At 63.2% G+C, this 15,161-nt stretch carries 18 protein-coding genes; 2 read left to right on the top strand and 16 right to left on the bottom strand.

Going from position 1 to position 15,161, the window contains the following annotated elements; genetic code table 11:
- Positions 1 to 25: 25 nt before the first annotated feature.
- On the bottom strand, positions 26 to 484 hold the full coding sequence (locus ACP7BX_RS14280; protein WP_426161301.1) for an REP-associated tyrosine transposase: 459 nt from the start codon (positions 482 to 484) through the stop codon (positions 26 to 28).
- Positions 485 to 906: 422 nt separating this feature from the next.
- Between ACP7BX_RS14280 and ACP7BX_RS14275 the strand changes: the two genes are divergently transcribed.
- Positions 907 to 4,377 carry a hypothetical protein gene (locus ACP7BX_RS14275; RefSeq protein ID WP_426160630.1) on the top strand — a complete coding sequence of 1,157 codons (3,471 nt, stop codon included), beginning with the start codon at positions 907 to 909 and terminating at the stop codon, positions 4,375 to 4,377.
- Positions 4,378 to 4,431: 54 nt separating this feature from the next.
- Here the strand turns inward: ACP7BX_RS14275 and ACP7BX_RS14270 are convergent, their stop codons facing one another.
- The 14 genes from ACP7BX_RS14270 to ACP7BX_RS14205 form a co-directional block, all read right to left on the bottom strand.
- Entirely contained in the window at positions 4,432 to 4,764 is a 333-nt protein-coding gene (locus ACP7BX_RS14270; RefSeq protein WP_426160631.1) for a hypothetical protein, read from the bottom strand.
- A 149-nt stretch (positions 4,765 to 4,913) separates the two neighbouring features.
- Entirely contained in the window at positions 4,914 to 5,960 is a 1,047-nt protein-coding gene (locus ACP7BX_RS14265) for an EscU/YscU/HrcU family type III secretion system export apparatus switch protein (RefSeq protein ID WP_033901353.1), read from the bottom strand.
- A gap of 3 nt (positions 5,961 to 5,963) precedes the next feature.
- Complete coding sequence (sctT, locus tag ACP7BX_RS14260; protein WP_016978389.1) at positions 5,964 to 6,776, bottom strand: type III secretion system export apparatus subunit SctT; 813 nt, start codon at positions 6,774 to 6,776, stop codon at positions 5,964 to 5,966.
- A 6-nt stretch (positions 6,777 to 6,782) separates the two neighbouring features.
- Positions 6,783 to 7,052: an EscS/YscS/HrcS family type III secretion system export apparatus protein gene (locus ACP7BX_RS14255; RefSeq protein WP_016969171.1), complete on the bottom strand. Its 270-nt coding sequence runs from the start codon at positions 7,050 to 7,052 to the stop codon at positions 6,783 to 6,785.
- 10 nt (positions 7,053 to 7,062) lie between these two features.
- A complete protein-coding gene (gene sctR / locus ACP7BX_RS14250; RefSeq protein WP_017137580.1) occupies positions 7,063 to 7,716 on the bottom strand; it encodes a type III secretion system export apparatus subunit SctR in 654 nt (217 codons plus the stop codon).
- A complete protein-coding gene (gene sctQ, locus ACP7BX_RS14245) occupies positions 7,713 to 8,714 on the bottom strand; it encodes a type III secretion system cytoplasmic ring protein SctQ (RefSeq protein ID WP_426160632.1) in 1,002 nt (333 codons plus the stop codon). The genes sctR and sctQ overlap by 4 nt, the downstream gene beginning before the upstream one ends.
- Positions 8,711 to 9,157, bottom strand: coding sequence for a hypothetical protein (locus ACP7BX_RS14240; protein WP_016978393.1), 447 nt, complete (start codon positions 9,155 to 9,157; stop codon positions 8,711 to 8,713). Before ACP7BX_RS14240 ends, sctQ begins: the two co-directional genes overlap by 4 nt.
- 16 nt (positions 9,158 to 9,173) lie before the next feature.
- On the bottom strand, positions 9,174 to 10,496 hold the full coding sequence (locus tag ACP7BX_RS14235) for a FliI/YscN family ATPase (protein ID WP_033901351.1): 1,323 nt from the start codon (positions 10,494 to 10,496) through the stop codon (positions 9,174 to 9,176).
- Positions 10,493 to 11,077, bottom strand: a complete 585-nt coding sequence (locus ACP7BX_RS14230) for a FliH/SctL family protein (RefSeq protein ID WP_038846094.1) — start codon at positions 11,075 to 11,077, stop codon at positions 10,493 to 10,495. Before ACP7BX_RS14230 ends, ACP7BX_RS14235 begins: the two co-directional genes overlap by 4 nt.
- Positions 11,074 to 11,688, bottom strand: coding sequence for a type III secretion protein (locus ACP7BX_RS14225; protein WP_426160633.1), 615 nt, complete (start codon positions 11,686 to 11,688; stop codon positions 11,074 to 11,076). The genes ACP7BX_RS14230 and ACP7BX_RS14225 overlap by 4 nt, the downstream gene beginning before the upstream one ends.
- Positions 11,685 to 12,467: a type III secretion system inner membrane ring lipoprotein SctJ gene (gene sctJ, locus ACP7BX_RS14220; protein ID WP_177114787.1), complete on the bottom strand. Its 783-nt coding sequence runs from the start codon at positions 12,465 to 12,467 to the stop codon at positions 11,685 to 11,687. The genes ACP7BX_RS14225 and sctJ overlap by 4 nt, the downstream gene beginning before the upstream one ends.
- A gap of 4 nt (positions 12,468 to 12,471) precedes the next feature.
- Positions 12,472 to 12,906 carry a hypothetical protein gene (locus ACP7BX_RS14215; RefSeq protein ID WP_016978397.1) on the bottom strand — a complete coding sequence of 145 codons (435 nt, stop codon included), beginning with the start codon at positions 12,904 to 12,906 and terminating at the stop codon, positions 12,472 to 12,474.
- Positions 12,907 to 12,915: 9 nt separating this feature from the next.
- On the bottom strand, positions 12,916 to 13,149 hold the full coding sequence (locus tag ACP7BX_RS14210; RefSeq protein ID WP_028616832.1) for a hypothetical protein: 234 nt from the start codon (positions 13,147 to 13,149) through the stop codon (positions 12,916 to 12,918).
- A gap of 12 nt (positions 13,150 to 13,161) precedes the next feature.
- Positions 13,162 to 13,725: a hypothetical protein gene (locus ACP7BX_RS14205; RefSeq protein WP_025999889.1), complete on the bottom strand. Its 564-nt coding sequence runs from the start codon at positions 13,723 to 13,725 to the stop codon at positions 13,162 to 13,164.
- A gap of 48 nt (positions 13,726 to 13,773) precedes the next feature.
- On the opposite strand from ACP7BX_RS14205, the gene ACP7BX_RS14200 reads away from it, so the two are divergent.
- The gene (locus tag ACP7BX_RS14200; RefSeq protein ID WP_426160634.1) at positions 13,774 to 14,538 is read left to right on the top strand and encodes a tetratricopeptide repeat protein; all 765 of its coding nucleotides are present in this window, start codon (positions 13,774 to 13,776) and stop codon (positions 14,536 to 14,538) included.
- A gap of 230 nt (positions 14,539 to 14,768) precedes the next feature.
- Here ACP7BX_RS14200 and ACP7BX_RS14195 read toward each other — a convergent pair whose 3' ends face one another.
- Positions 14,769 to 15,149: a hypothetical protein gene (locus ACP7BX_RS14195; RefSeq protein WP_033901347.1), complete on the bottom strand. Its 381-nt coding sequence runs from the start codon at positions 15,147 to 15,149 to the stop codon at positions 14,769 to 14,771.
- Positions 15,150 to 15,161 lie beyond the last annotated feature (12 nt).

The raw sequence follows: 15,161 nt of genomic DNA, 5'->3' as shown, positions 1-15,161 counted from the left end.
ACAACCACCCTCAACTGGAGCTCAATCAAAGCCAAGCCGCATCCCACAGCGAGTAATCCCCAACCCGCTCAACCAACCCTGCCCGCAACGGATTGGCAATGATGTAACGGGCCATCTTGCGAAGATCATCCTCCACGCGCACCGCTCTATCGTGATAGCCGGGTTGCCAGACACGCTCCTTGCTTCGTCGACGACGGTTGATGGTCAGCGTGCTACGTGACTTGATACGTCGAATTACATCGCTCAGGGTCTTTTGCTTCAGTTCGAATAGCCAGTGGATATGGTCGGGCATGATGACCCAGGCCAGGGATTCGATCAGGCCCAACTCGTGGGTGTTCCGGAATTCGGCAACCAGCAGGCGCCCCAGGAAGAAGTCGGTAAATAGACATTGGCGGTTATGGACGACGATGGTGATGAGGTAACTGCGGCCGTGTTCCGAATAGCGTCCGTGACGCAGGCGGTGGGATTGAGGGGCTGGGCGCAAATCCGTTGCTCCTGGGGAAGTCCTTGAGAACATTAACGCTAGCGGCTGATTTGAGATGGGCCCGGCTTATTTATTGACTGGATATATCTAGAGGTAAGTGAACAAGTTCTCCGTAGTGAGCGGGCTTGCCCCGCGCTGGGGCGCGAAGCGGCCCTAAAACCAGACAACCCGGTTCTACCTGGAAACATGCGGTGACCGGATTGGGGCCGCTTCGCAGCCCAGCGCGGGGCAAGCCCGCTCTCCACAACAAGCCCGCTCTCCACAACAAGCCCGCTCACCACGACAGCCCCGCTCACTACAGAGATGACAGGTTCATTTCACAGCTGTGAAAGCTTGTGCGATCTTGCCAAAGGCCGTCTTTTTACCCCCCGCCAACGCCTAGTATCGAGTCCTCGTGCGCCCCCACTCACATGGACTGAAGAATGATCAACCGACCCGAGAAAGCCGCCTCGCCCCGCGTCAGTGAAACCCGTGCGCCGGAGCGCGTTTTTGATGCGGCGCTGAACAAGGCCAAGACCCTGGCGGCCACCGGGGCCAGCAATCAACAGCTCAAGCCGGACGACTACAAGGAAGTCACCGCCCTGCCCGCCAAGCTGGACATCGACACACTCAAGGTGGTGTCCGAAGACAAGGACGCCGGGGTGATCTATTTCGAGCAGGACGGCAACAAATTCAAGATCACCCGCGAAGGCGCGGACAAGGTCCAGGAAGGCTTCGACCTGCTCAAGGGCCTGCATTTCGGCCATGCCGTGGCGCCGGTCAACCAGGGCGGGCCGGATGAGGGCACGCCGCTCTACGACCTGCTGCACACCCTGGCCGAAACCCAGGGCACACCGGCTGGCAAGGCGATCCGTGAAGCCCTGGGCAACCCTGACCAGCAGCTGTTGCGCGAAGACGACCCCACCGTGCGCCTGGCCAACATCAAGTCGGTGGGCGAAGCCAAGGACGGGGTCGTCAAGGTCGAGATGGAAAACGGCCAGACCCTGGTGATCGCCGAATCGCTCACGCCCGAGGCGTTTGCCAGCTACAACAACGCCGGCGTGACCAAAGAGGCCCTCAACGACGGCAAGGCCAAGGGCTTTGAGGAGGTCACCCGCCTGCCCGGCGACCTGGATTTCAGCCAGCTCAAAGTGGTGTCCGAAGACCCCAAGTCCGGGGTGATCCTGTTCGAACACCAGGGCAAGAAATACATGATCAGCCAGTCCGAGGCCGCCCTGCCGCAGCCCGGCGCGGACCTGAGCAACCCCAACCCCAACGCCGGCAGCAGCCTCTACACCTTCCTGCAGGCGGTGCACAAAAGCGAAGGCACCCCAGCGTTCGACTACATCAAGAATGCGCAGTCGTTGCCTGGCCAGGAACTGCTGCGCAAGGACGAAGCCAGCCTCAAGCTGGGTGACATCAGCAAGGTCGACGCGCCCATGGACGGCATCCTGGTGGTCAACGGCGCCGACGGCAAACTGCTGGTGGTGTCCAAGGGCATCACCCCTGAGGCCTTCGCGGCCTACACCACCAAGGGCCAGAGCCTGGCCGGTATCGAAAAAGCCAAGGGCGACGGCTACAGCCTGGCCGGGCCGGATGCTTACCTGGCGTCGACCGAAGACATCATGAGCGTCGGCGGCGCGGGCGATTACGGCCCAGGGTTGATCGCCTTCACCCAACACAAACCGGGTGGCGCCGAAGAGAAAATCGTCGTCAGTGAAGATACCAACCCACAGATGTTCGAACAGATTTCGGGCTATCGCACCGACATCGCCCAACAGACCACCGACGTCGACAAACTGCGCGCCGACAACGGCTTGCCGCCGCTCAAGGACGTGTCCGTCGACAACCTCGCCACCACTGAAAAAGACGAAAGCGGCAACCCATTGAGCGTGCAGGACCTGTCGATGAAAACCCTGGTGGACAGCTACCGCGCCGGGGTCAAGGACGGCAGCATCGGCAAGGATGACCCGCGCGCCAAATTCCTGCGCGCGGTGGAAGCCAAGAGCATGGCCGACAACGGCATGTCGATCATTCCCGAGCATGGCTTCGGTAACCAGGGCATCGCCACCACGCCTATCGACGTGACCTCGCGAGATGTGCGCGACAACATCTTCGACACAAAATCCATCGACAAGACCATCGGCGAACTGCTGGGCGACTCCACTATCCAGGCCGACATCAAGGCCAACCACGATGCGGCCCTGGGCAAGGTCGACGGCGGCCAGGCCAAGGTCGACGAGGTGCACCAGAAACTGATCGACAGCACCTCCTCGGAGAATTTCACCCAATACATCAAGGCCCTGCAGGACGACGGCAAGACCGAGCTGGCCACCCAGGAAATCCAGACCGCCTACACCGCCCTGGCCGACATCGACCCGGCCAAGGCCGATAACTTCCTGCAGAACCTGCAGATTGACGGCTACACCGACGCCGTCGAAAAACTGATGGACGACCCAAGCAAGATCAGCGACGACAACACCGCCCTGGCCACCACCGACAACACCCTGGCCATCCTTTCCATGCTCAAGGGCGGTGCCGATGGCCTGCCGCGCCAGGCGCTGGGGGTGTATTCCAAGTTCGTCGACCAGTTGCTCAAGGACAAAGGCGCCGCCGCCGACTTCGGCAAGGCGATGATTTCACTGGGTGACACCTGGCAGAAAAACGGCGTGATCAGCTTCAGCGACATCGAACACGCCGTGAGCAAGGAGATCATGCCGAGCCTCAGCGAAGAGAACCGCAGCGCATTCGTGAAGAACCTGACCTTCCTTAAAGACAACGGCGTGCTCGGCTCGGTGGGCGGCGCCATCGGCATGGGCCGGATCGTCTACCAACTGGCGGGGCAAGGCGGCAAATTGGCCGACACGCCGATGAAACGCCTGGGGATCGCCAACGACTTCCTCGGTTTCCTCGGCACCGGCTCCCACTTCGCCACCCTCGGCCTGAAAGTCTACGACAAGCTGCGCGGCACCAACGCCTACAAACTGATGGGCTTCGACCGCTCCCTGCCCGACCTGTGGGCCAAGCCCGGCGAGGGTTACCACGCCCTGCCCAAGGACGCCGAAGCGGTGCAGAAGAAATACTTCGACATCGTCGACCAGGCCATGGACGACGGCAAGGACGTGGGCAAAGTGCTCAACAGCGGCGGCTGGAGCGATGAGGGCGCGAAGAAGGTCCAGGAAGGCATCGAAAAAGGCATCGCCAGCCGTGGCGGCGTGGCCGGAGCGGGCTTTGGCGCCAAGTTCGCCAGCAGTGCGATCAAGGTGATTGGCATGGCCACCGACGTCGCCGGCGGCGTGATCAGTGTGGTGCAGGCGGCCTTCACCCTGCGGGATGGCGTGCGCGAAAAAGACCCGGTGAAAATCGCCTCGGGTTCATTGTCGATGGCCGGTGGCGTGAGCAGCCTGGTCGCGGCCGGTGGCGGTGTGCTGACCACCCTCGGCGTCACGGGGCGCATCATTCCGTTTCTCGGGCCGGTGGGCTTCCTGATTTCCGGCGCGTTGTCGTTTGTCGGCGCCATCCTCAGCACCGTGCAGTCGCACAAGCTGCACAAGATCTCGATGCAGAACTGGGACCAGATCCAGGACTTCAAGCAGGATGGGCTGCTCAAGCCGAACGGCGATGAGGCTTATGTGTGGCTGCAGACTTACCTGTCCGACTGGGGCCAACGCGATGCACCACAGGACCAGAGCATCTTTGACTTTCGCAAGGAAGAATGGGATGCGCGCTCGAGTATCCGTGGCGGCGATCATCGGCGCGATCACCCGGATTACATTGGCGACGGCAACAACCGCAATTCGGAAGACTACAAGTACTCGCTGAAACCGTCGGAGTGGACCAACGACAACCACGACATCATCTGGCGAGTCGGCGACGGGTATGGCGGCGAATACCACGATGTAGACAAGCCCTGACCGGCACCTTTACGCGGGCTGCACACTTTAGGGCGCGCAGCCAATGGCGTAAGGTCAGTAATAAATCTGAGCGGAGACCTGCGCATTCCCGTACTGAATGCAATTGCACGGTTTGGACGACAATGCGCCAGCGGCCATCCCGGGATTCCAGGGCCCGATGATGCCGTCCCTCTTGCCATTGTCATCCACCGAATCGAGGGAATTAAGCACCCGATCGCGCTTGAGGACTTCCTGGGCCAGTTGGGTCTCTTTGTCCTTTTGTGCATCCCCGGTCAGCGGGCGCCCAGCCACCTCACGGATTTTGTCGGCGGTCGCATTCCCGGTTTTCGGGTCCTTGAAGGCTTGAAAGTTATTCCCAAACTCTTTTGCCAGTTGTGAATCCGACATCTGGAAGAAGCCATTGTCGTTGGGCCGAGTGTACGCCCCGGATGTTTGCTGCACAGATACGCTGACGATTGCCAGGATTGAGGTGTCCTGGACTGTTCTGCAAAACTCTGTGGCGGACGTGTTCCTTCGAGTTCCAACGCCTCATCGTTCTAAATCAACCGAGCCGCGACCAGCCAATCCGCCACCGCCTGGAACGATGCATCCGGCACCGGATCACCCGGCACTGTCTTGCGCGCAATCTCCGCCGCCAGCCCTTTGTCCGGCGCGTGGGGAATGCCCAGGTCATACGCCTCCTGCAACATCAACAGCGCCTCCTCCGGCGAGGCCCGGCACACAATCACCGGCACCGGCGTTTCCCCGCGCACATAACGCACACCAATCACCCAGCCGTCGGTGGTGCCGATCATCATCGACGCGCGGTTCAAGCCCAGCTTGGTGGCCAAGGCCTGCATCTCGTTGCGCTGGCGCCGGCGTTCGCTCTTGATCAACGGGTCGCCGTCGATGTCCTTGCGTTCACGCTTGGTCTCGCTACGGGTCATCTTCATGTCGCGGCCGAACAGCCAGCGCTGCATCATCACGTCCACCCCGCCCACCAGGATGAACGCGCAGAGCACGGTGAATACCAGCGGCTTGAGCACCAGGAAGAAGGTCGATTCCATGCACTCGGCGCCGCAACGCGACGACTCCATCAAGGCCTGCAACGCATGCTTGCCCACCACATAGAACGCGATCGCCAGCACATGCACCTTGATCAGGCCCTTGATGAACTCCACCAGGTTGCGCAGGGCAAAGATTTTCTTCATGCCCTCCGCCGGGTTGATGCGCTTGAACTCGGGCTTGATCGGGTCCACCGAGAACACAAAGCCGCGCATGGTGATGATGTTGGTCAGGATCACCACGCCGGTGGTCACCGCCATCACCGGCAAGGTGATGCCGATCACCAGTTGCTCGGCATGGTCGAGCACCCGTGGCCACACCGTGGCGAACGGCTCGATGTAGATCTGTGCGGTGAGGTCGATCAGCGCCGTGACCTGGGCCTTGGCCCGGGGCGCAAGGATCGAGATGCACAGCGTGCAGAACAGGATGACCATGCCCGACACCAGGTCCTGGCTCTTGGCGACCTGGCCTTTCTTGCGCGCGTCCTGGAGCTTCTTGTCCGTGGCCGGCTGGGATTTCTCTTCGCTGGTATCGGCCATGGGCTACTCCATGCCAGCCAGGGTCTTGAGCAGTTCGACGGTGCCGCGAAACTCCGCTAATTGGTCAAGCATCATCGGGATCAGGAAGCCAATGTAGATCACCATCAGGATCGTGAAAAACAGGTTCTTCACCGGCAACGACAGGTCGAAGATGTGCAGGTTCGGCGCCATGCGTGACAGGTAGGCGAGCATCAGGTCAGTCACCAACAGTGCGATCAACAACGGCGAGACCATCAGCACGCCGACGCGCATGATCTGGTCGAGGATCGACAATACCGCCAGCAATGCCGAGCTGGCGAATACTGGGGTAAACGAGGTGACCGGCCAGAGTTGGTAGCTGTGGTAATACCCGTCGACCATCAGGATGAACCCACCGGACATGAAGAACAGCGTGATCAGCATCACCGTCAGCAACGTCGCCATCACGCTGGATTCCCCGGACGACAACGGGTCCACCAGTTGCGCCATGGTCGAGCCGCGCTGCAGGTCGATCAATTCCCCCGCCACTTCAGCGGCCCAGAACGGAATGCCAAACAGCAGGCCGATCAAGATACCGATGAGGAACTCCTTGATCAGCAAGCCGGCGATAAACACGCTGCCGTGTTCGGGCATCGAGGTCAGCGCTTCGAACACCGGGAAAAACATCGGGATGGAAATGGCCACGGCCACGCAGCCGCGAATCATGCCGGTGAGGCCGAGGCGGTTGAACGCCGGGGTGATCACCACCACGCCCATGGCGCGGCAGGCGGCGAGCGAGGCGGAGCTGATCACCGGGTAGGCGACCTCCAGGAACTGCGCGGTCAGGCTGGCATCCATGTGCGGTCAGCGCGTCCACATCGGAAAATTATCCAGCACCTGGCCACCCAGTTCCGCCACTTGCCCGGCGAGGACCGGGCCCAGGAACACGATGGTCAGCAACACCGCCACCAGCTTCACCACCTGCGGCAGGGTCTGGTCCTGGATCTGCGTCAGCGCCTGGAACAGGCCCACGCTCAACCCCACGATAATTGCCACGCCCAGCGCTGGCGCGGAGAGCATCAGCACGGTCATCAGTGCCTGTTTCATCAATGACAGGAATACGTCCTGGCCCATGGGTCGTGCCTCAGCCGTAACTCAGAATCAAACCGTGCATCAAGCGCGACCAGCCGCTCAGGGACACGAATAAAAAGATCTTCAGCGGAATGGAGATCAGGTTCGGCGAGACCATCGACATGCCCATGGCCATCAGTACGTTGGACACCAGCAAGTCCACCACCAGGAACGGGATGTACAACAGGAAGCCGATCTCGAAAGCGCGGGTCAGTTCCGAGCTGACGAACGCCGGAATCAACACCACCAGGTCATCATCGCGCAGGTCGGCACGGGCTTCCGGCGACCAGATAGTCTCGGTGGCCTGCACGAAAAAGCCGCGCTCGGATTCATTCGCGAAACGCTTGAGGTGCGCCTGCAGCGGCGGGCGCAAGGCGTCGCCTAAATCCTTGAGTTGCTCGACATGCTCGATGTTGAGGTCGCGCCCCTCCACTTGCCGGTACATGTCGCCAATCAACGGCGTGGTCACGTACACCGACAGGATCAATGCGATGCCGTACAGCACCAGGTTCGGCGGCGTCTGTTGCACGCCCAGGGCGTTGCGGATCAGGAACAGCACCACCGAGATCTTCATGAAACCGGTGAGTGTCACCACCGCCAACGGGATCAGCCCGATCGTCGCAACGACCAGGATGATCTCGATCAGGTTCGGCTGATAACCGGTCATGGGGTGGCGAAACTCAGCAGGCGCACGCCCAGGCCGTCACCGATTTTCACCAGTTGGCCCTGGCCGACACGACGGCCGTTGACCATCAGGTCGACGCTGTCCACGCCCGGCGTATTGAGCTGCAACAGGCTGCCCGCGCCCAGTTCGCGCAATTGCGCCAGGGTCAGCTCCAGCGTGCCGACCTGGCACACCAGTTTCAACGGCAACTCATCCAGCGCCGCGGCGGCATCAACATCAGTCATGGGGTTCTCCGGTTCCACAAAGGGGGCTTTCAAGGCTTCCTGCAGGCGCAGGACTTCACCTTGGTATTGGCAGCGCGCCTGCAGGCGGCCGTCGAAGTCGAGCAGCAGGCCGGGGCCTTGTTCCAGCATCAGCACATCGCCGGGGCGCAGGCTGCGCAGTTCGCCGAGGCTCAGCCACTGCCGCCCCGCCACCACCGTGAGGGTCTGGTGCAGGGCCAGCAACGGCTCGGGTTCGGGCTGGGCGTAGTGCGCGAGCAACTGCGCCACCAGCATGGCGGCGCTTTCGCTCAGGTCCAATTGGGCGCTCATAGGCGGCTGGTTGGCGAACGTCAGTTCCAGCGCCACGTGCACGGCAAACGGGTCTTGGCCTTCGCTCACATCAAGCACCTGCACGGGGTAGCCGAGCAGCGGCTCCAGGGTCTCGATCAGGTCGAGCAGTGCCAGTTCCAGCAACAGCGAACGCGCCAGCGCGGGCAACGGTTGCACGTCGAATGACAGCGCCAGCGGCAGCAACAACTGCTCCATCGCTGCGGCGGACAAACGCAGGCGCGCGGGTGCGCGGCCGAGTAACAGCAGCACGTCACGCGGCGCAGCGAGGGCTTGCGGTTCGGTGGCCCAGCGCACACGCAGGTCCTGCCCGGCGAGGCGGCCTTGCCAAGGGCGACAGCGGCGATGCAATAGGTTATGCAGGGCCAGCAACGCTGGATCGTAGTGGGTCAGCCACGGCGACAACGGATCGGCAAGGGCTGCGATCATGTGCCGACGCCTTCGTCACGCAGCTCGCCCACGCGGCGCTCATCGCTCTCGCGTCCTTCCAGCAGGCTTTGCCAGGCGTCGGATTGACGCTGGCGGCTCAGACGCTCCTGGCGGAACAGGTCGCGCTCGCGCTCCTGGCTTTCGAGCGTGGTGGACACGTGAGTCACGTCGTTTTCCAGTTGCTGCTGGTCATCCGACAGCCCGCGCAACCGATCCTGGGCCGCCTGCCAACTGGCCACCGACAGGCCTTCGGTGAGCGAGGCATACACCTGCCGCGCTTCCTCGGCGATGGCTTCACGGTGCAGGCGCAGTTGCTCCTTGGCGTCGGTGAGCACGCCGTGGGTCTGTTCGCAGCGTTGTTGCTGGGCGGCCAGTTGGCTGGCGGCGCGTTGTTCACGCAAGACCCGCAGGGTTTGCAGGGTGCGCAGTTGCTCGGTTTTCATTGGGTTTGCTCCTTGTTCATGCCAACACCCGGCGCATATGGGCCAGGGTCTGTTCCAGGTTGCTCGGCTCGCCTGCGTTCTGGCGCAGGAAGGCTTCGATGGCGGCGTGGCGGTTGATCGCTTCGTCGGCCAGGGGGTCGCTACCGGCGGAGTACTCGCCGACGCGGATCAGCATTTCGATCTCGCCATACCGCGCCATCAATTCGCGAATGCGCATCGCCAGGCGCTTGTGTTCTTCTCCGGCGACCTGCTCCATCAAACGGCTGCGGCTGCGCAACACATCCACCGCCGGGAAGTAGTTGCGCTGGGCCAGTTCGGCGCTGAGGGCGATGTGCCCGTCGAGGATCGAACGGGCTTCCTCGGCCACCGGATCGCTGGCGGCATCACCCTCGGTAAGCACGGTGTACAACGCGGTGATGCTGCCGGTGGGACCGGGGCCGGCGCGTTCCAGCAGGCGCGGCAAGGCCGAGAAAAACGACGGCGGATAACCACGCCGTGTCGGCGGTTCGCCCACGGCCAGGCCGATTTCGCGCTGGGCACGGGCGAAGCGGGTCAGGCTGTCCATCAACAGCAACACGTTGCGGCCTTGGTCGCGGTGGTATTCGGCCAGGGTGGTGGCGACAAACGCCGCGCGCACCCGCTCAGCCGCCGGGCGATCCGAGGTGGCAACCACCGCCACGGTGCGCGCACGGGCCTGGGCGTCGAGCTGCACGTCGAGCAGTTCGCGCACTTCCCTGCCCCGCTCGCCGATCAGGCCGATCACGATCACATCGGCTTCGCTGTTGCGAATGATGCTGGCCAACAGCGAAGACTTACCCACGCCGGGCTCACCAAAGATCCCCATGCGTTGGCCCTGGGCAAGGGTCAGCAGGCCGTCGATGGAACGAATGCCCAGCGCCATGGAACGCACGATCAACTGCCGGGAAAACGGTGCCGGGGGTTCAGCGTGCAGCGGGTAATGCTGCAGGGCCACGGTCGGCGGGAGGCCGTCGCCGTCGAGAAAATCGCCCATGGGGCTGATCACCCTCCCCAGTTGCGCATCACCCACGGCGACGCCCAGGGTCTCGCCGGTGGCGGTGATTTGAGTGCGGGTGGACAGCCCTTCCATGGAGCCAATGGGCGACAGGATCGCCTCGTCACCGTCAAAGCCGATCACCTCGGCGCTCAGGCTGCGGGCGCTGCCGGGATCACGCAGTTGGCACAGCTCTCCGATGCTCGCGCCGGCCACACTGGCTCGCAGCAGTACACCACGAATGCTCAACACCGTGCCGTGCATGGGGCGCAAGCGTGCTTGCGCCAAGCGCCCGGACAGGCGTGGCAGCAGCTGTTCCAGGTTCATGCCACGCCCTCTTCGGCGAACGGCAACAGGCTGCGCCGCAGGTTTTGCAATTGGGCTTCGAGGCCCAGTTCAACTGATCCGGCCGGGCTGTTCAGGCGCGCCTGGCCGGCGTGCAACTGTTCGTCTGCATCCACGGCAATCGCCAGCCCTTCCAGCTTGAGGCGTTGACGCAACGCATCGACCTCCGCAGGCGGCACCCACAGGGTCAACGCCTGGTCCTGGCGAAACGCGCTCAAGGCCTGGCGGGTACTGCGTACCACGCGGTCGGCGCTGTCCAGCTCACCCAGCACTTCACGCACAATGCCCAAGGCCAGGTCGGCCAGGGACGCTTCCAGGCTGCTCAAGTAGTGCTGCACCTGGGATTGGGTGTGCAGCAGCAATTGCGCGACCTGCTCAGCCCCGGCTTGGCGGGCGCTTTCGAAGCCTTCGGCGCGGGCGCTGCTCAGCCATTGTTCGCTGTCGGCCTTGATCTGTTCGGCCTGTTGCTTGGCCGCTTGCAGGAAGGCAAAGCCGTCGCTCCATAACGCGGCGTCTTCGGCGCGCAGGATGCGGGCGGTGGGACGGCTCGGCAATTCACTCATGGCGTCATCTCCTCGGCCAGCAGGCACGCGGCGGCGGCCTGGACGATTTCCAGGTCACGGGGCACTCGGGCGCTGTGGCCCTGGGGGAAGGCAAAGCGCAAACGCAACCAGCCCTGCCAATCGGCATGCTGGGCGTGCAGCCAGGCGGCGACACAGCCTTGGCCGTCGCGGTCGATCGCCTCGATCAATTCGCCGGGATCGCGCAGCAAATCCGCTGCGCCGCCGAGTTGGCGCAAGGCCAGGGCTGAAACGAAGACTTCAGCACCCAGGCCTTCGCGCAGCTCATTGACCACCTCGCGGCGGATCTCCCGACTCAGGGTCGCGGCATGCCAGATTGCCCCGCACAGTCTCGGCAAGCGGGCGAACTGCGCGGGTGACAGCAGCAATACCGACAAGTCCGCCGCCAAGGGCGTGACCAACTGGTCCATGGGCGCCAGTTGGTAATGGCTGACCAGCAACTGCTCCAGGCGCTGGCGAAAACGCGGCTGGCCGTGCATCGCCTGCAGCACGGCGTCGGGCACCTCATCGGCAAAACACGCGCCCAGGCTCGGCCCGCGTACAAACTGCAGGGGCTCGGCGATCAGCCCCTGCCAACGCTCGAACAGACTCATTCACCCTCCTTGAGCACATACAGCGCCTGGGACTGGCGACGCGTCCATTGCTGACGGGCCAGTACTCCCACGGCGCCGAGGGCGATCAACAAAAGCCCACCAAACATCAGCCGCGCCTGGGGCAGGTTGTCTTCCAGCAGCCACAGGCCCATGAAGCGGGCCAGGCGCGGCTGTGCCGGGTTATTGCTGATGGCCACAGCGGCTTTGATTGCCGTCACCGAAACGCCGTCGTAACTCAGGCCGGAAATACCGTTGGCCACCAGGGTCTTGATCTGCGGGATCAACGTATTGATGTCGGTGCCTGGGTCGTAACGCACCAATACCGAGGCCGAAGACGGCGAAATCACGCGCTTGAGCAAGTCGTTGTCCGGCAGCACCACGTGCACGCGGGCGGCGACGATGCCGTCGATCTGCGACACCGAGTGCGACAGCTCTTCGCTCAGCGCATAGATCATCTGCGCCCGCTCTTGCACCGGCGACGACACCAGGCCATTGCCCTTGAACACCTCGCCCATGTTGGAAAAGCTCTGTTGCGGCAGGCCGGCGTTGTCGAGCAGGGTCATGGCTTCGGCAAAGCGTGACTCATCGACCACCACCTTGAGCTGGCCGTTGTCCTGGGCCTTGCGCTCCGCCGGGATGCCACCGCGCAGCAGTACCGCGACCATGGCGTTGGCATCGCGCTCGCTGAGGTTGGTGTAGAGGTCGGTGTTGCAGGCTTGCAACAGGCTGGCGAGCAGGCCGATCAGCAGCAGGCGCAAGGCGCGGTTGGGGCTTGGCATGGCGTTATTGGCCCTTGAGCAGTGTGTTGGCGGAACCGGAAATCTGCGTCGCACCGCGCACCACCATCTGGGTTTCGATGGAGTAGTCGAACATCTTGCCCAGGGAGTGGACGATCTGGTCGACCTGTTGCTCACCGACCTTTTTCCCCGGCTCGCCTTGAGGTGAAGCGCTGGCGGTGCGGATCTCTGCCGAAGCCGGTGGCGGCGCCGACGGGTTGTTGGTGAGCAGGTCGGCGCGCTCGGAAAACGCCCGCGTGCGGTCGATGAAACTGTTCATGCGCTCCATCAGGCCCGAGCCGATCTGGTGCGGGCTGGCGCCTTCGGGCATGCCCTTGGCGGTGTTGGCCATGTGCTCGAACAGGTTCTGCGAGGCCCCGGCGGGCCCCGCGCCGGCAGACGGCGGCAGCGCCGAAGCGCCGGCGGCGAGACTGATAGTCATAGGGGCTTCCTACTCTTCGTCGTCATCGGACATGGCGTCGTTCAGCAGTTCCTGCATCTTCGGCATGATGATGAACTGACCGCCGATGGTGACCGCCTGGGTAATCAACGCATCGGTGAACTCGGGGTCATCGGCTTCGTTGGGTTTGTCGGCGGCCTTGGCGTTATCCACCGCGGCATTGAACTTGGCTTCAGGGCTGGCGCCACCAGGGGCGAGATTGCTGTCTACGGCCGTTACGGACATGGTGCTGCTCCTTTACTGGGTTGGGGTTTCGGTACTGACTTGCGCGCCACGGAACACCCGCACCCCGCGCTCGCGCGCCACCGGGGCGGCCACGACCTTGGGTTGCAGGTGATCCACATGCTGCTGCACCAACGCCAGGTACGGCGGTGGTCCGGACACGAACACTTCATCGCCCTCGGGGCCGTTGCGCATGGACAGCTGCTGGCCGAACACATCGAGGTTGCTGAGGTAGGCCTGCAACTGGTCGAGGTCCAGGGCGTTGGCCTTGAACAGCTTGGTGCTGATTTCATCGCTGGCATTGAGGTACAGCAGGTTGCCGTCGAAGTACCAGGTGAGGCCGTTGGTGCTGCACAGGGTCTGCAGGAACTCACCGGCAGTGGCGCCGCGAATCGTGCTGCGGGCTTTGCCGCGCACCTTGTCGGAGAGCACCAGGGGCACGTCGAGGTTGTGGCCGAATTCTTCCAGGGCGCTGCGCACATCCTGGTCTACCAGCACGTAGGCATAGGGCTGGGAGAACCACGCCGGTTCTTCGGCGGCATTGGCAAAACGGCTGCCGAACAGGCATAGGACAGCCAGCAAAAATATGCTTACATGGCGTCCGCCTTCGCCAGACGAGTTGTGACGATGTCCAAGAATTTTCTGCTCGCCAGTACCCTGTTGCTGGCCGCCTGCTCCAGCAAGCCCGCGACCGATTCCGACAAGTCGTTGCAACTGGCCAATGACCTGAGCAAGCGCGGCGACTACGCCAGTGCGGCCGCGCTGTACGAGCGTGCGGCGCAGCAACCCGGTGCCGGCATCGAGTTGTGGCTCAAGCTCGGCCAGGCCAAGCTCGACGCCAAGGATGCGCTGGGCGCCGAGCGGGCTTTCCAACAAGCCCTGGGGTTCGATGCGCGCAATGCCGACGCCCTGCTCGGCCTGGGCACCGCGCAGTTGCAGTTGGGCAAAACCCAGCGTGCCGTCACTGCCCTGGGCCAGGCGGCGGAGATTGGCGGGTTGCCAGTGGCCTACACCCGCCTGGGTGTGGCGCAGATCCTCAATGGCCAGGCCGCTGCGGCGCAAACCGCGTTCGCCAAGAGCCTGAGCCTCAAGCCCGACGACCTCGACAACCGCTGCAACCTGGCCCTGGCCTACGCGTTGGGTGGGCAGTCGCAACAGGCGTTGGAGACCATCGCACCGGTCGCACAGTCGCCCCGTGCCTTGCCTCGGCATCAGCGTAATGAGTTGTTGGTGATGGTGTTGGCGGGCTATGAGCAGCGAGTGGCGGGGTTGCCGCTGGATGACATTCCTGCGGCCGAGCGGGAGCGGTTGGTGGTGGAAGCCAAGCGCATCAAAGCCATCAGTGACCCGGTGGCGCAGGCTCGGGAGTTGGGGTTGGTTGACCCGCGTTGAGCCGGTGATAGGTGGTTTTTTTGTGGTGAAGGGGCTTTCTGTGGTGAGCGGGCTTGCCCCGCGCTGGGCTGCGGAGCAGCCCCAAAACCAGGCACCGAGTTTCACCTGATGAACCGCGGCGAGGCTGATAGGGGCCGCTTCGCGCCCCAGCGCGGGGCAAGCCCGCTCACCACAAAAAGCCGGCTCGCCACAGTGGATGTGTTCAATACGGGAGGTGTGATGTTCAAGGGTCATTGCTGGCCTCCCGCGGCGCCAGCCTTGGCTTCCTGCTGGTCCTTGCGCCGCTGCAATTGCTCGCGGTCGAAACCTTCGATGTACACCTGGGCTGCGCGGCCCACGGGCGCGGCCATCACCGGGCCGGTTGGGCGGCCTTGGGTCAGGTCTTGCTTGCGCTCGACCATTTGCATCAGGTTCAGGTTGTTCGCGCAGCCCAACGCCAGGGTCGGCTTGAAGTCTTCGCCCAGGCCGATGGTGTCCGTGGCCGGAGGCTGCTGACACTGGGTCGGCAAGCCATCCGCGCGGTACTCGGACGAGTAGTACGTCGGCGCCAGGTGGGTCTGGCAACCCATCAGCGCCAGGGGCAACAGCATCAATACGCGTAAAGCAGTCATGGCAGTCCCCCT

The sequence above is a fragment of the Pseudomonas sp. DWP3-1-3b3 genome, from assembly GCF_049896305.1.
Lineage (GTDB): Bacteria > Pseudomonadota > Gammaproteobacteria > Pseudomonadales > Pseudomonadaceae > Aquipseudomonas > Aquipseudomonas azotoformans_A.
Note: the sequence above shows the minus strand (reverse complement) of the source record. Positions and strands in the feature narration are given on the sequence as shown.